Source organism: Maribacter arenosus (assembly GCF_014610845.1).
Classification (GTDB): domain Bacteria; phylum Bacteroidota; class Bacteroidia; order Flavobacteriales; family Flavobacteriaceae; genus Maribacter_A; species Maribacter_A arenosus.
Genome location: NZ_JABTCG010000004.1, coordinates 469,055 through 491,393, shown reverse-complemented (window position 1 = coordinate 491,393; position 22,339 = coordinate 469,055). Strand labels below are relative to the sequence as shown.

At 40.9% G+C, this 22,339-nt stretch carries 18 protein-coding genes; 7 read left to right on the top strand and 11 right to left on the bottom strand.

The features are described from left to right. Window positions 1–4: 4 nt before the first annotated feature. The 4 genes from HPE63_RS13085 (at window position 5) to argH (ending at window position 4,169) form a co-directional block, all read left to right on the top strand. Window positions 5–946, top strand: a complete 942-nt coding sequence (locus tag HPE63_RS13085) for a Rossmann-fold NAD(P)-binding domain-containing protein (protein WP_188314715.1) — start codon at window positions 5–7, stop codon at window positions 944–946. After that, entirely contained in the window at window positions 943–1,722 is a 780-nt protein-coding gene (gene argB / locus HPE63_RS13080; protein ID WP_188314714.1) for an acetylglutamate kinase, read from the top strand. The genes HPE63_RS13085 and argB overlap by 4 nt, the downstream gene beginning before the upstream one ends. Then, the gene (locus HPE63_RS13075; RefSeq protein ID WP_188314713.1) at window positions 1,719–2,792 is read left to right on the top strand and encodes a M20 family metallo-hydrolase; all 1,074 of its coding nucleotides are present in this window, start codon (window positions 1,719–1,721) and stop codon (window positions 2,790–2,792) included. The genes argB and HPE63_RS13075 overlap by 4 nt, the downstream gene beginning before the upstream one ends. A gap of 96 nt (window positions 2,793–2,888) precedes the next feature. Continuing rightward, window positions 2,889–4,169 carry an argininosuccinate lyase gene (argH, locus tag HPE63_RS13070; protein ID WP_188314712.1) on the top strand — a complete coding sequence of 427 codons (1,281 nt, stop codon included), beginning with the start codon at window positions 2,889–2,891 and terminating at the stop codon, window positions 4,167–4,169. On the opposite strand, the gene HPE63_RS13065 is transcribed toward argH, so the two are convergent. From HPE63_RS13065 to HPE63_RS13050, 4 genes are all read right to left on the bottom strand, one after another. After that, window positions 4,162–5,004 (bottom strand): pseudouridine synthase, encoded by an 843-nt coding sequence (locus tag HPE63_RS13065; protein ID WP_188314711.1) that lies wholly within the window; start codon window positions 5,002–5,004, stop codon window positions 4,162–4,164. The genes argH and HPE63_RS13065 overlap by 8 nt on opposite strands. Before the next feature lie 108 nt (window positions 5,005–5,112). Then, on the bottom strand, window positions 5,113–6,018 hold the full coding sequence (locus tag HPE63_RS13060) for a geranylgeranylglycerol-phosphate geranylgeranyltransferase (RefSeq protein ID WP_188314710.1): 906 nt from the start codon (window positions 6,016–6,018) through the stop codon (window positions 5,113–5,115). Between the two features lie 10 nt (window positions 6,019–6,028). After that, window positions 6,029–6,967, bottom strand: coding sequence for a mevalonate kinase family protein (locus tag HPE63_RS13055; protein WP_188314709.1), 939 nt, complete (start codon window positions 6,965–6,967; stop codon window positions 6,029–6,031). Window positions 6,968–7,195: 228 nt separating this feature from the next. After that, on the bottom strand, window positions 7,196–8,287 hold the full coding sequence (locus HPE63_RS13050) for a diphosphomevalonate/mevalonate 3,5-bisphosphate decarboxylase family protein (protein WP_188314708.1): 1,092 nt from the start codon (window positions 8,285–8,287) through the stop codon (window positions 7,196–7,198). Window positions 8,288–8,377: 90 nt separating this feature from the next. Here HPE63_RS13050 and HPE63_RS13045 point away from each other — a divergent pair, with 90 nt between their 5' ends. After that, window positions 8,378–8,851 carry a TspO/MBR family protein gene (locus tag HPE63_RS13045; RefSeq protein ID WP_188314707.1) on the top strand — a complete coding sequence of 158 codons (474 nt, stop codon included), beginning with the start codon at window positions 8,378–8,380 and terminating at the stop codon, window positions 8,849–8,851. Here HPE63_RS13045 and HPE63_RS13040 read toward each other — a convergent pair. The 7 genes from HPE63_RS13040 to HPE63_RS13010 all read right to left on the bottom strand — a co-directional run bounded on the left by HPE63_RS13040 (window position 8,848) and on the right by HPE63_RS13010 (window position 17,398). Continuing rightward, entirely contained in the window at window positions 8,848–9,387 is a 540-nt protein-coding gene (locus HPE63_RS13040) for a DUF1697 domain-containing protein (protein ID WP_188314706.1), read from the bottom strand. The two genes, HPE63_RS13045 and HPE63_RS13040, sit on opposite strands and share 4 nt — an antisense overlap. Beyond that, window positions 9,384–10,679 (bottom strand): BaiN/RdsA family NAD(P)/FAD-dependent oxidoreductase, encoded by a 1,296-nt coding sequence (locus HPE63_RS13035; RefSeq protein ID WP_188314705.1) that lies wholly within the window; start codon window positions 10,677–10,679, stop codon window positions 9,384–9,386. The genes HPE63_RS13040 and HPE63_RS13035 overlap by 4 nt, the downstream gene beginning before the upstream one ends. After that, entirely contained in the window at window positions 10,679–11,371 is a 693-nt protein-coding gene (locus tag HPE63_RS13030; RefSeq protein ID WP_223198150.1) for a glycerophosphodiester phosphodiesterase, read from the bottom strand. Before HPE63_RS13030 ends, HPE63_RS13035 begins: the two co-directional genes overlap by 1 nt. A 142-nt stretch (window positions 11,372–11,513) precedes the next feature. Next, window positions 11,514–13,310 carry an alpha-amylase family protein gene (locus HPE63_RS13025; RefSeq protein WP_394355021.1) on the bottom strand — a complete coding sequence of 599 codons (1,797 nt, stop codon included), beginning with the start codon at window positions 13,308–13,310 and terminating at the stop codon, window positions 11,514–11,516. 81 nt (window positions 13,311–13,391) lie between these two features. After that, window positions 13,392–15,698, bottom strand: a complete 2,307-nt coding sequence (locus tag HPE63_RS13020) for a glycoside hydrolase family 65 protein (RefSeq protein WP_188314702.1) — start codon at window positions 15,696–15,698, stop codon at window positions 13,392–13,394. Continuing rightward, entirely contained in the window at window positions 15,695–16,354 is a 660-nt protein-coding gene (pgmB, locus tag HPE63_RS13015) for a beta-phosphoglucomutase (RefSeq protein ID WP_188314701.1), read from the bottom strand. The genes HPE63_RS13020 and pgmB overlap by 4 nt, the downstream gene beginning before the upstream one ends. A 15-nt stretch (window positions 16,355–16,369) precedes the next feature. Continuing rightward, window positions 16,370–17,398 carry a LacI family DNA-binding transcriptional regulator gene (locus tag HPE63_RS13010; RefSeq protein ID WP_188314700.1) on the bottom strand — a complete coding sequence of 343 codons (1,029 nt, stop codon included), beginning with the start codon at window positions 17,396–17,398 and terminating at the stop codon, window positions 16,370–16,372. Between the two features lie 331 nt (window positions 17,399–17,729). On the opposite strand from HPE63_RS13010, the gene HPE63_RS13005 reads away from it, so the two are divergent. Continuing rightward, window positions 17,730–20,693: a TonB-dependent receptor domain-containing protein gene (locus HPE63_RS13005; RefSeq protein ID WP_188314699.1), complete on the top strand. Its 2,964-nt coding sequence runs from the start codon at window positions 17,730–17,732 to the stop codon at window positions 20,691–20,693. A gap of 11 nt (window positions 20,694–20,704) precedes the next feature. Beyond that, entirely contained in the window at window positions 20,705–22,309 is a 1,605-nt protein-coding gene (locus HPE63_RS13000) for a RagB/SusD family nutrient uptake outer membrane protein (RefSeq protein ID WP_188314698.1), read from the top strand. Window positions 22,310–22,339: the final 30 nt, after the last annotated feature.

The following is a 22,339-nucleotide window of genomic DNA, read 5'->3' as shown; positions in this document are numbered from 1 at the left end:
ATCCATGAAGCACTTCCTCTCTATTAATGATATCGACTCACTACCGAATTGGGTGAATGAGGCCCGATCACTGAAAAAGAATCCTCATAATCATAAAGCCCTGGGTGCTGAGAAGACCATCGGACTTCTTTTCTTTAATAACAGTTTAAGAACCCGATTAAGCACCCAAAAGGCGGCCATGAACTTAGGAATGGAAGTCATGGTCATGAACTTCGGCAACGAAGGTTGGGCATTGGAATATGCCGATGGTACCATCATGGACCAAGGTGCTTCCGAACATATCAAAGAAGCAGCCCAGGTGGTTTCCCAATATTGCGACATTATAGGAATAAGGGCCTTTGCCTCATTAAATGACAAAGCGAAGGATGAAGCGGAAGTGGTACTTAACGGGTTTAAAAAATACGCCACCGTACCAATCGTGAATATGGAAAGTTCGGTAGGCCATCCGTTACAAGCTTTTACAGATGCAATTACCTTAGCTGAAAATACGTCCAAGGTGAATCCGAAAGTGGTACTGTCATGGGCTCCCCATCCAAAAGCCTTGCCCCATGCGGTCGCCAATTCGTTTATTCAAATGATGCAAATGCAGGAAGTCGATTTTGTTATTACACACCCTAAGGGGTATGAGTTGGACCCCAATATAACCAAGGGTGTACGAGTAGAATATAATCAAAGGAAAGCATGCGAAAATGCTGATTTCATATACGTAAAAAATTGGAGCAGCTATTCCAATTACGGTATGGTTTTAAACCAAGACCCCCAATGGATGATTACCAAGGCAAAATTGGGAAATGCCAAATTCATGCATTGCTTGCCCGTACGTAGAAATGTGATTGTTGAAGATGAAGTACTGGATAGTGACCAATCTTTGGTGATAGAACAAGCCAACAACAGGACCTTTGCAGCACAATTGGTTCTGAAAAAGATGTTAGAAAATTTAAAATGAAAGAAATCCTGTCCATAGTAAAAATTGGAGGTAATGTCATCGAAAATGCAGATGAACTTGACCAATTTCTGTTGAATTTCTCTCAACTGGAAGGGCCTAAGATCTTAGTCCATGGGGGTGGAAAATTGGCTACCAAGTTAGCCTCGAGATTGGGAATCGAATCGCAATTGGCCAATGGAAGACGCATTACCGATGCTAAAAGCCTCGAGATCATAACCATGGTATATGGTGGACTCTCCAATAAGAATATCGTTGCAAAATTACAGGCTTTGGATACCAATGCTTTAGGACTTAGTGGAGCGGACGGCAATGCCATTCAAGCCCATAAAAGACCTGTAAAGAATATTGATTTTGGATTTGTCGGCGATATTGACGGTATAAATTCAAAACTTTTAGATACCTTACTACAAGCTGGAATCACCCCGGTATTCTGTGCAATATCACATGATGGCAAAGGACAGCTCTTAAATACCAATGCAGATACTATTGCCTCTGAAATAGCCATTGGAATGAGTTCGATCTATGATACCACCTTATACTATTGCTTTGAGAAGAAAGGTGTTTTAATGGATGTGGAAGATGGTGAGTCGGTTATACAATATATCAATACAAAAACGTACTCCGATTTATTGGAAAAAGAGGTCATTGCGGATGGTATGCTACCAAAAATGGAAAATTGTTTTCATGCACTCCAGAATAATGTTGGCAAAGTATGTATCGGTGATATTTCTATGCTCCAACCCAATGCGAAACTCTTTACGACCCTCACTTTATGAAAATAAATCAAGAAACCCTTACCAAAAAAGCCGTCGATTTATTGAAGGAACTAATTTCTATCCCGTCATTTTCCGGGGAAGAGCACCATACGGCAGATGCCATTGAAAATTGGTTCAAGTCATTTGATATTCCGTTCCAACGAGAAAACAACAATGTATTTGCCAAGAACAAACATTGGGACAAAGCCAAGCCAACTTTACTTTTAAACTCCCACCATGATACGGTACAACCGAACAAAGCCTATACCCGGAATCCTTTTGAACCGCAGGTCGATGATGGCAAACTATATGGTCTAGGCAGTAATGATGCCGGTGGTGCCTTGGTATCCTTGTTGGCGACATTCACCCATTTCTATGATTCTGAAAACCTGAGTCACAATCTATTGATTGCCGCCACGGCAGAAGAAGAGAGTGCCGGTCCCAAAAGTCTTAGGGGATTACTCCCCAGTTTGCCGAAAATAGATGTTGCCATTGTCGGGGAACCTACCCTTATGAATTTGGCCATAGCCGAAAAAGGATTGTTGGTTTTTGATGCTGTTGTAAAGGGCACGCCTTCGCATGCCGCCCATCCGAACGATAACAATTCGATCTACAACACCATTAAGGTATTGGAATGGTTTAAAAATTATAAATTCAAAAATGTTTCAAAAGCCTTAGGTGAAGTAAAACTTACAGTAACACAGATCAATGCGGGAGATCAACATAATGTGGTTCCTTCGCATACCGATCTGGTTATAGACGTCAGAGTCAATGATTGTTACAGCAATAAGGAAATAGCCGATATATTGAAAGCCGAAGCGCCCTGCGAATTACAGGAACGTTCCCTAAGATTGAATTCTTCCGCTATCGATATTAACCATCCACTCGTACAGTCAGGTGTTAAGTTAGGTCGTAAAACCTATGGTTCACCTACCCTATCAGATCAGGCCGCACTTACATGTCAATCGATGAAAATAGGACCAGGTGATAGCACCCGTTCCCATTCAGCGGATGAGTATATTTACATTCACGAAATAGAAGAAGGGATTGATTTGTATATTAAAATATTAAACGGGTTTTTGGTGATATAAAAAACCATTGGGTATCCAAGGTTTTACAAAAGATGGCTAAAGTACCTTTATAAATATAGATTACTGCTATGGCAGGAATGACAAAAACGAAGAATTATGAAACTCTGGGACAAAGGATTCAGCACCGACCAAAAAATAGACCATTTTACCGTAGGTAATGATCGGGAATTGGATCTACAATTGGTTAAATATGATGTTATCGCCTCGAAAGCCCATGCCAAAATGCTGGGTAAAATCGGCTTATTGACCAAGGAGGAGACCACGGCGTTGATCAATGCATTGAACGATATATCCAACACCATCGAAAAGAATTCATTTACCATTGAAGATTCTTTTGAGGACATGCATTCTAAAATCGAGTTTTTACTCATTGAGAAATTAGGAGATACCGGAAAAAAGATACACACGGCACGTTCAAGAAATGACCAAGTATTGGTGGCCATGCATCTATATTTGAAAAATGAATTGCTGGAGATCAAAAGTGGGACACTTACACTTTTTGATCTGCTCATGGATTTGGCAGAAGAACATAAAGAGGTGCTATTACCAGGGTACACCCACTTACAGATTGCCATGCCTTCCTCATTCGGACTATGGTTTTCGGCCTACGCAGAAAGTATGATCGATGATCTATACTTTATCGACGCCGCTTATAAGGTGGCTGACCAAAATCCATTGGGTAGTGCTGCAGGTTATGGAAGTTCCTTTCCCATCGACAGGGAATTTTCTACAAAGGAAATGGGCTTTGAGACCCTAAAATACAATGTCGTAGCCGCACAAATGAGCCGTGGTAAGGTTGAAAAAGCAACTGCTTTTGGTATGGCCAGTATTGGTGCTACCCTATCCAAAATGGCTATGGACATCTGCCTTTATATGAGCCAGAATTTCGATTTCATCTCCTTTCCCGATGAATTGACCACCGGCAGCAGTATTATGCCCCATAAGAAGAATCCGGATGTATTCGAATTGGTCCGTGCCAAATGCAACAAACTTCAGGCCGTACCAACCCAGTTGACGATGATCACCAACAACCTGCCCAGTGGGTACCATAGAGACCTACAATTGGTTAAGGAAGTCATTGTTCCCGCCATTCAAGACATGAAGGCTTGTCTGGAAATCCTCACTTTCAGTTTAAAGGAAATCCGTGTGAACAAGAACATTCTTGAAGATCCCAAATACGATTACCTGTTTAGCGTAGACACTTTGAATGAATTGGTTCAAAATGGTATGCCATTCCGTGATGCCTATAAAAAAATGGGAATGGAAATCAATGCGGGTACCTTCACTCCCAAACGCGATATTCAGCATACCCACGAGGGAAGTTTGGGCAATTTATGTTTAAAGGAGATTCGTGGTAAGATGAAGAAACTTATTTAATCATCCCCAAGTTGATCACTTCTTGATCGGTCAAATATCGCCAATGACCTCGTGGTAGATCCTTCTTGGTCAATCCGGCGTAGGCAACGCGGTCTATTTTAACAACCTCATATTCCAAATGTTCAAAAAGACGTTCAACGATTCTATGCTTTGAACTATAGATCTCAATCCCGACTTCGTGCTTGGGTGCGTTATCAATAAAACTTATGTCCTGTACACGTACAGGTTTTTCATCCAAAATTATCCCCTCTTGTATTTTCTTTAGATCGGCGCTACGAAGCTCCCGGTTCAATACCACATGATAAATTTTACGAAGTCCATTTTTAGGACTTTTCAATCGCCTGGTCATCTCGCTATCATTGGTGAATAATAAAAGGCCAGTGGCCTCTTTACCCATCTTATCTATAGGCAACAATGTTGATTTTGAAGCACTAGAAATTAAACCGTTCACATTGCGTTTTCCACTCTCATCACGAATCGTAGTCGAAAAATCCTTAGGCTTGTTCAACAATACATATTCCTTCTTTTCAGGATTCAGCAAACGCCCATCGAACTTTATAACATCGGTTTTTTTAACCTTATATCCCATTTCGGTGATGGGCTTCCCATTAACGGTAATATTCCCTGCAGCGATATAGATATCGGCATCCCTTCGCGAGCACACACCCGAATTGGCTACATATTTATTTAAACGTATCAGATTGGGATCCGCTTGCTTTTGGGGCTCACTTTTCCCCCTAATAGGTGCATTGCCCCTAGCGTAACTCTTCTTTCTAAATGTGCCTCCTTGTCGCCCTGATGCCTTGCTGCCCTTATTTGAATCTGACCTACCCATATCCTTCCAATTTTTGCAAAGGTAACTAAATGAATTTCGGACTTCATAGGAATAACCTATAAATATTGGCAGTACACTTTTTTCCTTACCCCTGGGATTGCTTATTCCTTATAAAATACGATTCAATACAAGGTCGACATTGATCAATAAAATACTAAAAACTCCGAGTACAATAATCAATTTTAGGATATTGTGCAGCCAGACATAATGAAACTTTGTTCTCGATTTCCACAGGAGGACAAGAAAAATGCCCAAAAGTGCGATACAGGCGATGAAATAGAGGTACATATAACCAACATCGAAATAATTAATAAGCAATAATGAGGGTATAAGGGTCGTTGCTATCAATACCGTAATACCTATTTTGGAAATTTTAGCACCATACAAAATGGGGATTGTCTTATAATTCTGGGCTATGTCCCCGGCAATATTCTCTAAATCCTTGATCATTTCCCGAGCTAGGATCAATAGGAAAAGGAAAAGGGCATGAACAAATATGACCGTGTCAAAGTTTTTGTAATAAACAAAAACTGCAAAAAATGGAGCTATGGCCAAGGTAGCTGAAACAAAATTACCAAGAAATGGTACTTTTTTCAGTTTGTGGGAATAAAACCATATTCCAAAAATATAGGCCGAAAAGAAAAAAACCGCCCTAAATGAAACATAACTTGCAAAAAACGCGGCCAGAAAATTCATGGTGAAATAAGCTGAAAGCTTTGTCTGTTGCCCCACAAGGCGGTCTAGCATACTTTTCCTGGGTTTATTGATCAGGTCCTTTTCGGAATCATAAAAGCTATTAATGATGTAACCTCCTGCAATGACCAAGGTTGATGAGAGTACGATGCAAAAAAGATTGAGATCGAAAACCACTTTCCGCAATGGTAAATCAGGGGCTAGAATATAAATGGAAGCCAAATATTGGGCGAGGGCAATTACCAAGATATTATAACCCCGCACAATAGAGAACAGGCTCAACATCTTAAGTAGTAAGAGCTTGTTTTTTCTGCTCAGCATTTGAGGGATCTTAGAAGTTGTAAACTACTTCCAATTTGTAATCCTTGAGTATATTTTTGGCTTTGTCAATATCTTGGGTAAACCCTAAGATATAACCACCGCCCCCAGAGCCACAAAGTTTTAAATAGTAGTCATTCGTATCGATACCTTGTTTCCATAATTTATGGAATTTCGCAGGGATCATGGGTTTGAAGTTATCCAAAACCACATGGGACAACTCTTTTAAGTTCCCAAAAAGGGATTTCATGTTTCCATTGATAAAATCCTCAACGCAGGCATCGGTATGTTTAATAAACTGGTTTTTCAACATTTGCCGAAAACCTTCCTGCTTCATTTTTTCCATAAACAAGTGTACCATAGGTGCCGTCTCCCCGGTTGCGCCACTATCCAATAAAAACACTGCTCCTTTACCCTCTTTGTTTTGGGAAGGAATACTGGTAGATTCTATATTATCCTGGGAATTGATAAGGATCGGCAAGCTTAAATAACTGTTCAACGGATCCAAACCAGAGGATTTACCATGAAAGAAAGATTCCATCTTCCCGAAAACAGCTTTTAAATGCAATAGTTTTTCACGGGTTAAATTCTCTAAAACGGTAATTTTATCCTGGGCATATTTATCATAGACCGCGGCCACCAAAGCACCACTACTACCTACTCCGTATCCTTGTGGAATTGAACTGTCAAAATACATCCCTCCATCCACATCGTTCTTTAATTTTTTAAAGTCAAAAGAGACCAATTCCGAATCGTTGGCCGCAAGTTCTTCTAAATAATAAACAAAGTTCTTTAAATACCCATTTGACTTAAGCGCCTCGTCCGATAAATTTCCATCTTTTTTCAAAGCGCCCTTAAAAAAATTATAAGGTATGGAAAGTCCTTTGGAATCCTTAATGATCCCATACTCCCCAAAAAGTAGGATTTTAGAATAAAACAATGGTCCTTTCATAGCAATTTTAAAGTATTAACCTCAAAGACGTAAAAACTACGCAATGCTCATTTAAGTTTTAGTTCAATTTGTCACTCATTACAAGGATGTGAATTTAACATCACAACTTGTTTTTGTTCAATTAAATAATTATAAAGATAAACAAAATATTCAATCCTATCAAAAACTCTTCTACCTAACCCTGTAGGTGCTACCTATCAAACGTCACTTTATCCCTATAAATTATACCTATGAAGGTATTAATCTTTTAGCTCCGAAACCAATTCTGTCGCAAATATACTGTCCGTTTTCGCAATATGCAACCAACTCATCCTTAATAAATTGGAATACTTTTTCTTTCTCATCTTCAGGATACAGGATATGTACGTTCGCGCCGGCATCCAAGGTGAAGCAAAGATGGGTATTAGAAGTGTCGCGAAATTCCCAAATCTTTTGAATTATGCTCAGCGTATTCGGTTTCATCAAAATATAATAAGGCATACTGGTCATCATCATGGCATGCAAGGTCAATGCCTCACTTTCAACAATCTGAATAAACTCCTTTAAGTTTCCTGTGGCGAATACATCGATAAGTTTTGAAATATGATCATGGGCTTGTATAAAACGCCGTTCCGCAAAAGGATGACCATGCATAAGATCATGGCCCACCGTGCTACTGACCTGCTTTTGACCTTTATCAACCAAAAGAATAGTATCATGATATTTATGGAATACATCATGTACAGTAAAGGGATATTTGATGGCGAATAGGTCTGAGCTACCCGGAATATCCTTATGGCTCCCCCATTGTATCAAGTCACCTTCGATGCTTCGACATGCACTGCCGGAACCTAAACGGGCCAAAAATGAGGCTTTTCTTAAAAAGAACTCATGGGTGATCGTTGGGTCCAATTCTTTTTCGACATGCATAAGTCCCAACGCCAAAGCCGCCATGCTGCTTGCCGATGAAGCTATGCCACTACTATGGGGGAATGAATTCGAGGTTTCGATCGTTAAATGATACTCCCTTAAAAAAGGAAGATAGGTATCAATACGCTTAAAAAAAGACTCGATTTTAGGTTTAAAATCTTGTTTGGGTTTTCCTTCGAACAACAACTCAAAAGAGAATCCAATTCTTTTTTCCTTTAACCTTGAATAGGTTAATGAAGTTGTCGTGGAACAGGCATCCAACGTAAAACTAATGGATGGATTTGCAGGAATCTGATTTTCTTTCTTACCCCAATATTTTACCAAAGCAATATTACTTGGAGCTTTATAGGTCACCTTCCCTTCCTCTGCGATTCGGGTATATTTTGAGGGAAGGAATTCAGAGTGCGTCATTATACTGAAATTTATGCAAAGATAGTTTTTATGTAGATCGTACACCACCAATAGATTTAATCCTTATTTTAGAGGATAATAATCAACCCAGTGAAAAAAAAATTAACCTATATTGCCCTTGCGGTGGGTGTTTGTCTGGTCGTTGGATTTTTATCCGGTTTTGCCACCCAGAGTTCGGTAAATGATTGGTATCTGACTTTGAACAAACCCGATTTCAACCCTCCTAATTGGGTATTTGCCCCCGTATGGACAGTGCTATACATAATGATGGGCGTGGCTGCCGGGCTTGTCTGGGCCAAAGGTTTCCATCATTTATGGGTAAAGACCGCCTTGTACCATTTTGCTTTTCAATTGCTATTGAATGCTACGTGGAGTATTGTATTCTTTGGCTTTAGAGAACCTTTTTGGGGTCTTGTCGTCATTATAACCTTACTCATTCTAATTGTCTTGACCTTTCGTTGGTTCAGGATCGTGAGCAAAATTGCGGCCTGGTTACTTGTCCCTTATTTTTTGTGGGTATGTTTTGCAACAGTTTTGAATTACAACATATGGGAACTGAACTAATCCGACGATAAATCCAACAATTTCAATAGGGTCTTAGGGTTACGTGTTGTTGCTTCGACTTGAAGTTTGCGCTCAATAAGGTTGTTATCGCATTTTGCCTTACCAGCACCTAAAGCACATTTTAAATAAACACATTTCGGTGTAATTACGAGTTCTTCGTTCTCAAATTTAAGAGCGGATAAGGCCTTTATCTTTTCAGCTTTGGGTTCAGTTTTCAGCAATACAAAATAGACCTTATTTTCATCGATGTCCTTTGGGTCAGTAAAAGGATTATTGGCCATAATACCCTCTATTTCGCTTCTCTGCTTCACAATGACAGGAATTTCAAAACCATACTGGTCCAAAATAGTATTGGATATTATATTTTCTAGTTTGGTCGGTAGTTGAACGGCGCTTTTAAAAACTATATTCCCACTTTGAATATAGGTTAAAACATCTTGGAATCCCACATCTTCCAATAGGCTTCGCAAGTCGGCCATCTTTATTATCTTATGGCCACTTACATTAATACCTCTTAAAAAAGCGATATAGATCATTTTTCCTTCGTCAGTTCTGTTGCGATAGCCTGGGCGGCAATATAGCTGCTTGTCCAGGCATTTTGAAAATTAAACCCACCAGTAATCGCATCCACATTGATAATTTCCCCAGCAAAATAAAGGTTTTTATGGATTTTGCTTTCATAGGTCTTGAAATTGATTTCCTTAAGGTCAAGGCCGCCTGCGGTAACGAATTCATCTTTAAAGGTGCTTTTGCCTTCCACCAAAAATCTTCCATTTGTCAATTGAGCGGAAAGGTTTTGTAATTGCTCCTTAGTAACATCTGCCCACCTTTCATCTTTGGCAATTCCCGAAGCCTTGACCAAATTCGTCCAAAGTCGTCTTGGGATTTCAACGACTTTGGTCCGTAGCACCGTTTTCTTGGCTTCCACCTCCTTAACTTCCATCAACAAAGCTAATACGGAGCTTTGATGGTACTCAGGAAGCCAATTGACACGAATAGGAAAACGATAATTATAGTCGTGCAAGGTGAGGGCACCCCAAGCGGAAAGTCTTAATATAACCGGACCACTTAGTCCCCAATGCGTAACGAGCAATGGGCCCTCGGCGCTATAAAGGGTTTTCTCCTTTCCCTTACTTTTAAGATTGAGAGTAATCTCTGGCCTATAGGTATGTTTTGGAAGTACCTCAACCCTGGCTGGTGTACTTACACCTTGTATCCCCTTAATTCGTTCGTCGGTAATGTTAAAGGTAAATAGTGATGGTACTGGTGGTACAATTGTATGTCCAAGGTTTTCCAAAAGTTTCCAGACTTTCGGATTGCTGCCGGCCGCAACCAACACCTTTTTGCAGAAATAATGGTTTTTTACTGTGGTTATTTTCCATTTAGTACCGGAATCTTCCTCTGGCATCGCTTCAATGGCAACTACAGAACTCTGTCTGAAGACCTGAATTCCCAATCGCACTATCTCATTTAAGAAAAAATCTACAATGGTTTGGGAAGAGTTCGATACGGGAAACACCCTGCCATCGTCTTCAACTTTTAGAGGAACTCCCCTATCGATGAAGAATTGCATAGTGTCTTGCGTGCCATGGGTATACAATGGCCCTAACAACTCTTTGGCACCTCGGGGGTAATTGCGTGTCAATGCACTTGGATCAGTTTCGCTGTTGGTTACATTGCAACGTCCTCCACCAGAAATCCTCACCTTCTTAAGAACCTCTTTACCCCTTTCCAAAATCGCAATCTCAAGGTCAGGATTTATTTCGGCCAAATGGACCGCAGCGTAGAAACCAGCTGCCCCACCTCCAATAATGATTACATCGAACATCAATTGATTCTTTCAGGGTAGTTGGTTATGATACCATCCACAGCCCATGATTTGGCCATTTCGATATCGGTCGGTTCATCAATCGTCCATGGATAGATTTTAAACCCTGCCCCCTTTATTTTATGAACCTTCTCCTTATCCAGTTTTACAAAATCGGGGTTAATGGCCACGGCATTGAGTTCTTGGGCAATGGGCAGACTTTCGAGAGGTTCGTCTTCGGTCAAAATGGCAATGGGTATATCGGCATTGAGCTTTCTCATCGTACGTAATTCATCCCATTTAAAACTTGAAATAAGAAAGTCAACTTTTGACCATCCGTTTTGATTAATATACCTCCTTACAATTGAGTCGACATCAGTTGCTGTGCCTGCCCCTTTCAATTCTATATTCAACGTGACCTTTTTATCGATAAGGTTAAGTACCTCGACCAAAAGTGGAATTGCATGCCCCCCTTCGACATTCACGTTCCTTAATTGCTGATAATCAAATTCCTCTATTTTACCCGTAGTGTCGGTCAATCTATCAAGATATACGTCATGGAAAACAACAATTTCACCACTTTTGATTTTAAACACATCGATTTCAATCATATCAACGCCAAGATCCATAGCTTTTTGCACAGAGGCTAAGGTGTTTTCAGTTTCGTGACCCATCGCACCACGATGACCAATGACCAAAGGTTTTTTATCCATAATGCAGTTTTGAACCAAAACTAAAGATAAGAGTAGTAATAAGTATATGGTATGTTTTCTCATTTCTTGTTTAATGAAAACAAATATAATTGTGAATTCGCTCGACTTGTGTTGTAGGTATGAACTTCAATTGATCCAACTTTTAATCAAGTTCCAATTTAAATATGAAAGACTCCAAGGATTTTATCTTGACATCCATTTTCCCCAAACCATCTTCTACGATAAGTTTTAATTCCTTATTTGAGGTCAATTGGTCCCTCATAAGGTAAACCCCATCCTTGAGCAACCACATTGAAATAAGATCTTCCGGAATTTTTAATTCAAATCCGTATGTATCATTGGCATCAAAATTAGAGACGATTACCAACTTTTCTTTGGCCGACCACCGCGCATATGACAATACCCTATGATTATAGTTCTCGGTGTGCTCTCGATTATAATAATGGATATCCTTATAATTGCCCATTAAGGCTTCGCTGCCTATGGTAAAATTCAACAAGGTCTTATAAAAATTCCGAAGTGCCTTTTCCTCGTTAGACAATTGTCCGCCATCGAATTTTTTGTCGTTCACCCAGCGCTGATGGTGGGGCACCCCGATATAGTCAAAAATAGAAGTTCGGGAAGGTTGTCCAAACCCTGCGTTTTCCTTTCCGGGTTCGCCTACTTCTTGACCAAAATAGATCATGGTAGGGGACGTGCTAATCGTTGCAGAAACCACCATGGCCGGTTTACCTCTTTGGGCATCGCCAGCAAAATCAGGGCTTGCAATACGTTGCTCATCATGGTTCTCAAGAAAATGGAGCATATGATGCTCAATATCGCTTAAATTCTTTTTTACGACAGGGATATGGTCAGTCCACCCATGACCCTGCATAATATGTTTTAAAGAATCGTACATCTCCACTTTGTCGTAGAGATAATCCATTTTACCCTTGAAGATATAATCCCGATACAATCCAGGATTATAAACCTCAGCCAAAAGAAATGCTTCCGGATTGCTCATTTTAATATGTGAATTCATATAGCTCCAGAATTCCACAGGAACCATCTCGGCCATATCGAAACGGAAGCCATCAACACCCTTTGCTATCCAGTACAAGGCGATATCCTTGAATTTGACCCAAGAACTAGGCACCGATTTGGTGGACCAAAACTCATAATGCTCAGGATACTTCTTAAACTCGAAGCCTTCCGGGAGCCTATCAAAATCATATGACCCATCTGGTCGCACCCCATAATTTATCTTTACGGTCTCATACCAATCATTCATATCGGGTTGTGCCATTCGAGACCCATTGCCTGTCCATTTTGCAGGGTCTTCCATGAACTTGCCATCCGCCAAAACATGATCTTCGCCACCCAAAGGCAAATAACCATTACGCCATTCGGGGACTTTGAAAGTCTGGGAAGGAATGTAATAGAAATTATTATCCCTCTTATACTCATTTGTTTTATCGTCTGAAGCCCCAAATGGTTCGTGACCTTCCGGAGTGGATCCACCTTCATAATTTCGGGCAACATGATTCGGAACAATATCGATCAGTACCTTGAGACCTGTCCGGTGTGTCCGGGAGATCAAATCCTTGAACTCGGCCAACCTATTCTTTGGGTCCTCGGCCAAATCAGGATTTACATTATAATAATCCTTAACCGCATACGGTGACCCTGCCCTTCCTTTAACAATATCAGGGTCATCATTGGAAATGCCATAGACGCTATAATCAGTGATGACATCATGATGGGGCACCCCTGTATACCAAATATAGGTTACGCCGAGATCCTTAATTTCCTTAAGGGCCTTATCTGAAAAATCAGAAAACTTACCCACGCCATTCTCTTCTAGGGTCCCCCAGGGTTTATTGGTCGTATTCGTATTGCCAAAAAGGCGGGTGAAGACCTGAAAGACAACTTCTTTTCTCGCTTTGATCCGGGATTCCATTGGGTTATTTTCTTTTTGTTTCGTACACGCTTGAATCATCGAAATTATAAGCAATATCACTATGATTCTAAAACCGTTCATTTAAGCTGAAATTTCTTCATTTGGATTCAACTCCAGCCGTTTACCGTTTAGGCGTATTGACATTTGTTCCCTGCCTTCCAGATTAAATAGGGTATCGGTAGCCGTAACGGTCACTTTTAGTATTCTATTCCTAAAGTTTATCTTGAAGGAATAGGATTTCCAATTTTTAGGAATTCTAGGGGTAAATGATAATTTATCATCAATAACCCGTAACCCACCAAAACCTTCAACGATACTCATCCAAGTCCCTGCCATCGATGTTATATGAAGGCCTTCCTCCACTTCCTTATTATAATCATCAAGATCTAGTCTTGATGTTCTTAGGTAGAACCGATACGCCTGGTCCATACGGTCCAATTTGGCCGCCTGTATGCTATGTACACAAGGCGAGAGCGATGATTCATGAACAGTGAAGGGTTCATAAAAATCGAAATGTTTCTGCAGATCCTCCAAGGGGAAATGATCTTCGAAGAAATAAAAACATTGGAGTACATCGGCCTGCTTAATATATGGAGACCTTAAAATACGGTCCCAGCTCCATTTCTGATTTATGGGTCGGTCCAATTTATCCAAATGCTCTACCGTAATCAGTTCTTTATCCAAAAAGCCATCTTGTTGTAGATAAACTCCATACTTTTCAGAATAGGGGAAGTACATATTTTTGGCAACTCCTTTCCATTTATCGGTTTCGTTCGAGGTTAACTGGGTATGGCCGATGATACGTTGATAGTCATCAGGATATCCATCCTTTACCTTTTGCAACTGTTCCAAGGTGTATTCAATACACCATTTGGCCAAATAATTCGTATACCAATTGTTGTTCACATTGTTCTCATACTCATTTGGGCCTGTTACCCCTAGGATGACATACTTGTTCTTGGCCTCTGAATAATTGGCCCTTTGATACCAAAAACGGGCGATTCCGATCAAGACTTCAAGCCCCATTTCCGGAATGTAAGAGTAATCCCCAGTAAAACGGTAGTAATTAAAAATCGCAAATGCAATGGCCCCATTTCTATGGATTTCCTCAAAGGTGATCTCCCATTCATTATGGCATTCCTCCCCGTTCATCGTAACCATGGGATAAAGGGCTGCACCGTTCTTAAAACCTAATTTCCGGGCATTCTCTATGGCTTTCTCTAAATGTGCATAGCGATACTTCAATAAATTCCTCGCCACTTTTTGGTCTTTTGTTGCCATATAAAAAGGGATGCAATAAGCCTCGGTATCCCAATAGGTGCTTCCGCCGTATTTCTCCCCTGTAAATCCCTTCGGACCTATATTTAATCTGGAATCGGTACCCAAATAGGTTTGATTCAACTGGAATATATTGAAACGGATTCCTTGTTGGGCCTTTATATCCCCGTCGATAGTAATATCGCTCATTTGCCAAATGGATGCCCAAGCTTTTTTCTGTTTTTCCAACAAAACATCAAAACCTAATTCAAGGGCTTGGTCTAATACGCTATCGGCAGCTTCTACCAAAGAACCTGTTTTATGGTATCGGGATACGGTATAGCCACCGAACTTGTGTAAGGATATAGGTTCACCTTGCTTTACCTTTTGGGTATAGGTATGGCCCACCCAGGTATCTTTCTTGCTAAGCCCGGGAGCAACATTCAATTTTTTCCCTGCATGATATAATTCCGCATGCATGAAGGTGCAAGTCTTAAAATTCGTCTTCATGGTATGCGCTTCGATATAGGCCCTACTGCCTTTTGAATCAACTGCAGTGGTATTCCAGAATTTGTCGTCCCAATTGCTATCCTCATTGGTAATGCCACTATCGAGGTAAGGGATGAAAGTGACTTCGGCATCTTGATCCAATAAGGTAATATTGTAATCGATGGCCCCTAGTTCATTTAGATCAAGGCTTAAAAATCGGGTTATTTCAACTTGTACTTTTATCGAATTGGGTAAGGTCGCCTTGAACTTACGTTTATACCACCCTTCTTTCATATTCAATTCCCGACGAAAATCGGTCACTGAGGAACAGGTAAATAAATCTAGCGGTTCGTTATTGATTAGCACATCAATACCTATCCAGTTAGGTGCGTTCAACACCTTGGCAAAATATTCGGGATACCCGTTTTTCCACCAACCTACTCGTGTTTTATCGGGATAATAGACCCCTGCGATATAACTGCCTTGAAAAGTAGGTCCGGTATACCGTTCCTCAAAGTTGGCGCGTTGCCCCATCGCCCCATTTCCCAAACTGAAAAGGCTTTCTGATGATTTTACTGTTTCTTGGTCATAACCTTCTTCGATAATCGACCAAACGTCCGCTTTTATATATTCTTGATTCATTTAGTGTTCATTAGATTTTCAAAAAAACTCAAATCGATTTCGGTGAAATCTTTAAAATTATAATCCGCACCTGACAAAACACGGGCATCACCAATACCTATACTCGTCATTTCCGCATTGTTTGCGGCTTCTATGCCAGCAACCGCATCTTCAAAAACAACACAATCCTTTGCTCTTACTCCTAATTTACGAGCTGCAATCAGAAAAACCTCAGGATCTGGTTTTGCTTTGGTAACACTATTACCATCTACGATTGCGTCAAAATACGGCAAAAGTCCCACTTTTTCCAGAATGGGTTTGGCGTTCTTACTTGCAGAACCCAACGCTATCGGAACTTCCTTAGATTTTAAATATTTCAAAACCTTAGTGACATCCGGTAATATTTCCGAAGCGTCCATGTTTTCGATATATCTAAGATAATCTTCATTTTTCTCGACCATCCAAGCATCGAATTGTTCTTGTGTGGCCTTTACCTTGCCAATATCCAATAAAATTTCGAGACAACGTTTTCGGCTTACCCCTTTGAACAGTTCGTTTTGCTCATCGGTAAAATCAAAACCCAATTCATTGGCGAGTTTCTTCCATGCCAAATAATGGTATTTGGCAGTGTCTACAATAACGCCGTCCAAATCGAAAATAAATCCAATTTTGTTCATTAATTCTTCATTATGTTAATTGATTGTTGAGCCTCGTTCGATGATATTGGACCGTATGATCTCTGTATGGTAGGTTTCCTCTTCTTCCTCCCCCAAATCGTCCTCAATTTTCCCGATCAGCATTTTGGCGGCTATCTCACCCATTCGAAAACCATGTTGCGCTATTGAGGTAAGTCCCGGATTGGCATATTTTGATAAAATACCGTCTGTAAAGCCAATAAACGATATCTCTTCAGGTACCTTTATGCCCTTTTGTTGCACAAGGTTCATACAGTGTATGGCGAATATCTCATTGACGCATAAAACGGCGTCAACCTCCTGCGTACTAAAAAACATATTGATGGCGCTTTCGTCCAATGCCATAAAGGGTAATTTTAAAATAAGATCTTCATCTAAGGGCAATCCAAATTGTAGAAGGGCTTGCCGATACCCTGCTTCTCGATCCCGACTCACGCTAAAGTAATCCTCGGTTGTGATCAGTGCAATTTTTTTTCTACCATTGTCAATAAATTTCTTAACCCCTAGAAACGCGGCCTCCTGATCATTGATCATAACCTTGTCGCATTCAATTTCATCGGTTACGCGATCGAATAATACAAGTGGGATACCTTGATCCAATATTTCCCTTAAATGATCGAACTCATTCTTTTTTTGGGTTTCGGCAGACAAGGCCAGTATAAAGCCATCGACACTGCCATTTGCCAGCATCTCCATATTTATAATCTCTTTTTCCAGGGATTCATCGGAAACACAGGCAATTATATTATAGCCATGTTCCTGGGAGTAATGCTCTATTCCCCTAAAAACCGTAGTGAAAAAATAATGTACGATATCAGGAATGATTACCCCAATATTTTTGGTACGCCTGTTTTTAAGGCTTATGGCCAGGTTATTTGGCCTGTAGTGGTACAATTTCGCGAAAGCCTTGATTTTTTGTTTGGTATCCTCACTTATTTCCGCGCTGTCTTTCAAGGCTTTTGATACGGTAGATATCGAAACTTCCAACTCACGCGCAATCTGTTTTAAGGTAATCTTCCTTTTCATAACCTAGTTCTCACATCTTGTTTCTTCCACTGAATACGAAGGTAATATTCCTTCATTGAATGTTAAGACATTTTGGCAAAAATAAAGGTACTTCATAATAAAAATATAAAGTTTATATTTGTAGACCATTTCCACATCCCCACTTTTTTCATTTAGATTTTATGAAAAAACCATTTTAACAAGCATTCAATTATCAGTATCCTAAATTTGGGAAGTTATCAACACGAAACCGTTTTCGTAGTATTTAACACCTTATAATATGGGACATTAACAAAATTTTATATATTTTTAACCCTTGAATAAAATTAACTCAAACTTAAATCAAGTCTTTATGAAGATTACTTTGTTAAGAAGCTTCCTGCTTGTCGGGGCATTTATTTGCTTTGGATGGGCACAGGCTCAAGAGGTATCTGGAACTGTTTCAGATGCCAATGGTCCCTTACCAGGGGCAAGTGTTGTCGAAAAAGGGACAACGAATGGAACACAAACCGATTTTGATGGTAATTTTACCATCACCGTTGGAGAAAATGCCACTTTGGTTATCAGTTATATTGGCTACAGTACAACTGAGATTCCGGTAGGCGGACAAACAAATATTACAGTTACCTTAGCGGAAGACGCTCAGGCCTTGGATGAAGTGGTCATCGTGGGGTATGGTTCTTCCACTAAAAAGGAGATTACCTCCGCAGTTACCGTTGTTGGTGAGGAAGAATTCAACCAAGGTACGGTAAATGATGCCTCCCAATTGCTACAAGGTAAGGTAGCGGGTTTAAGTATCTACAATAAAGGGGGCAACCCGAATGAAGATGCCGTTATCCGTTTAAGGGGTATTTCTACCGTAGGTGCGAACTCCGAACCCTTAGTGGTTATCGATGGGGTCGTTGGGGCTTCGTTGAACAACGTGGATCCTAACGATATCGCAAGTGTCAACGTACTTAAAGATGGTTCGGCGGCTGCGATTTACGGAACAAGGGGTTCATCTGGGGTTATTCTAGTTACTACCAAACGAGGTACTTCAGGCAAAACCAGTGTCGACTATAATGGTTCTTTGGCGTTATCTACGATAGCTAACAATGTAGATGTGATGTCGCCAGACGAATTTGCTGCTGCAGGTGGTGTCGATTTGGGCTCACGTACGGATTGGTTGGATCTGGTAACCATGGATGCTTCTACCAAAATAAATAACGTGGCCATTTCCGGTGGGGATGAGAACACGAACTACCGTATTTCCGGAAACTTCAGAGATGCTCAAGGTATATTGAAGAACTCCGGTTTTAAACAATACAATACCCGGGCCAGTGTTACCACCTATACCTTTAATGACAAATTGAAAATCGATTTTAATATGTCATATACCAAAAGAAAGAGCAGGTACGGATTTAACGAAGCATTGCGATATGCGTTGTTGTATAACCCAACAGCTCCCGTATATGGTGTTGATTCTCCTTTCCAATTTGATTCCCCGACCTTCGGTGGGTATTTTGAGACCTTGGGATTGTTTGATAGTTTCAACCCGGTATCCATAATACAGCAGAATTCGAACAACGGTGATAAAAGCGAATTTACCTATAGCGCGAATTTCAATTACAAGATCATGGACAATTGGGATTTGAACGCTTTGGTTTCGCAACAGACGAGCAAGTTAACCAATAAGGAATACTATAGGACTACCTCTTTATGGAGAGGGAATGCCACCAGCCCTAACCGTAAAGGTTTGGCCCGACTGTACAATGAAGACACAGATTTTAAATTGTTCGAATTGTATTCTACCTATAAAGCAAGCATAGGTGCAGCCGATTTAACCTTTACCGGAGGTTACTCCTGGCAACAGAACAATCGATATGACTACTTTTTGTCCTTGGGCGATTTCCCGAATGACAACATTGATTATATCAATGCGTTGGAATGGTCCCAGGATTTGGAAAATGCCGGTTTTATCGATGCGAACAGTGGTGCATCTCCAGACGATCGCATTATAGCCTTCTTTGGTAGGGCTAGTGCCACCTTTGACAATGCCATTTTCTTTAATGCCTCAGTTCGACGTGAGGGTTCTACCAAGTTTGGTAAGGACAATCAATGGGCCACCTTCCCTGCAGTAGGTATCGGGGCCGACTTGAACCATTATTTGGAATTGAACAATGTGGACCTATTGAAAGTTCGTGTAGGGTATGGGGTAACAGGTGCTTTGCCTAGTTCAAATGGGCTCTCTCGATCTTTATATGAACCAGCAGATGGTAAGTTAAGTAGTAACCAACTTACTGATGCCAATCCTGACTTGAAATGGGAGGAAAAAGCCGAAACCAACTTTGGTCTTGAATTCGCCTCCGGTAGATTGGGTGCCACACTTGACATCTATACCAGAAATATAAGCGATTTTATACTGGAACGGGATGTAGACGTAACTATATTCCCTACTGGACGACGATGGGAAAATGCTGGGGAAATGAAATCTTCAGGTTTTGAATTGGCCGTAAACTATGATGTGGTCAAATCCGAAGATTTGAACTACAATACCGGTATTGTATTGTCACGAAACAAGACAACGTTAGAGAAATACACCATTCCCCAAGAAATGAGAGGTTCTTTAGGAGCGCCTGGTCAGAACGATACGGATATGATCCTTGTTAGGGAAGGTGAGGAAATCGGCCAGATTTGGGGGCCCGTCTTTACCGGTGAAGTGGTAGATGGCAGTCAAGTACTGGAAGATCTTAACGGAGACGGTCAACTTCTGACTGCACAGAATAATGCATTAGATCCTGATGGGGACTTTGCCGTATTGGGTAAAGGTACCCCTGATTTTGAATTAGGATGGACCAACCGACTCACCTATAAAAGGTGGGATTTAAATGCGTTCTTCAGAGGAGCTTTTGGTCATAGTTTGATCAATACATACCGTGCCTTCTACGAGCCACGTGTAGGTAGCCAGGGTTCATACAACTTTGTGAATACCGAATTCGCCGATCCTGCCATCACGAATGCAAAGTTCAGCTCACTATATGTTGAAAAAGCCGATTTCGTTAAATTGGACAACCTGTCTATAGGATATACGTTCGACCTTGGGGAGAATAAATACATAAAAGGCGTACGGGTAACCGCAAGTGGACAGAACTTGTTTACCATTACCAATTATACAGGGTCTGATCCTGAACCTGCATTACAGGATAGAGGTTCGGAAGCGGATAATGCAGGTTTTACCACCACCGATTCCCCTGACCCACTTATTCCCGGTATAGACCGAAGAAGCAATTATTTTTCGGCCACCACGTTCACGCTGGGACTAAACATAAACTTTTAAAAAAATAAGCAATGAAAAAAAATATATTTAAACTACTCATGATGTGCAGCGGGGTCTTTTTGGCTTCCTGTACCGATTTGGAAGAAGATCTGATCGGGGAGATCGATCAGGCCGTAAGTATCGATGAACCAAGCACTAATTTTGCAGGCGGTGGTAACGGAGGTAATGACGCCTTGAGCGTGGCCTTTAGCCAATTGCGTGACGCGGGAAGTGCCAACCACGGCGGTTACTGGTCCGTACAATCCGTTTCAACGGATGAAATGGCCGTAACCCAAAAAGGGGGGGACTGGTACGATGGTGGTATTTGGATCGATATGCACCGCCATACTTTTGGTCCATCCAATGGCCCGATTGAAGGCACTTGGAATCAGCAATATACAGCTATTGCAGCCTGTAACGATTTATTGGCCACTTCCTTGGATGCCAACCAGACTGCACAGGTCAAGGTCTTACGGGCTTTGTTCTATTTTAGGTTATTGGATCTTTATGGTAGGGTAAAATTGATTACCGCAACAGGTACCGATGCACCCCAATCAACAAGACAGCAAGTGTTCAACTTTGTTGAAACCGAGTTGTTAACCGCTTTGGGCATACCTGCAGTAACCGGTGCTATGGACTTGTCAGCAAGTCCACTTGGTGTTGAGGTCAATCCATATCGGGTTAACCAATATGCAGCATTAGGGTTATTGGCTAAATTATATTTGAATGCCGAAGTTTATACAGGTACGCCTAGATACTTGGAGGCTGCCAATGCGGCTTCCTATGTGATCGATAATTCCGGTTATGTACTTTGTGGAGTTGGTTGTAGTGTACCTAACCCTGGAAAAAGACCAGCTGTTGATACTGATCCAGAAACCTTGGAAGGCTATGCAGCCGTTTTTGCACCGAACAATCAAGATAACCCGGAAATTATTTGGTCAGTTGCCTATGATGGGGTAACTGGAGGCGGAATGAATTTCCATGTAATGTCCTTACACTATTCAAGTCAGTTCACTTGGAATTTTGTAGATCAACCATGGAACGGATATTCGGCTCTTGAGGATTTTTACAATTCGTATGACAATGCCGATGCGAGAAAAGAGGCCAGTTTTATTGTAGGTCCACAATTTGATTATAATGGATCGGCCATTTTGGATTACGCCGCTACCGACGGACAATTGGAATTGAATTACACACCTGAAATTAATGAGTTAGAGCCCAATGCCTCAAGAAAAGGTGGGGCCCGTTTAGGTAAATTCAGCCATCGTCTTTTCCAAAGATCTGAAATGGACAATGATATGCCGATTATCCGTTTGGGTGAAATGTACTTGATTCGTGCCGAAGGATTGGCAAGGGCAGCAGGCGATTGGTCATTGGCCGGTCCTGATGTGAATACTATTCGCGCCAGAGCAGGTCTTGGTGCCATGCCTACTTTAGATGCCGATTCTTTCTTGGCAGAACGCGGACGTGAAATGTTCATGGAAGCGACTAGAAGACAAGATTTGATTCGTTTTGGTAAATTTGATGACCCATGGTGGGAAAAAACAAATAATGATGCCTATAAATCATTGTTCCCGATTCCACAGCCTCAAATTGATGCTGCGAACGGTACTTTAACACAAAATCCTGGGTACTAAACCATATACATTTTGAAAAAAGGGTTACTT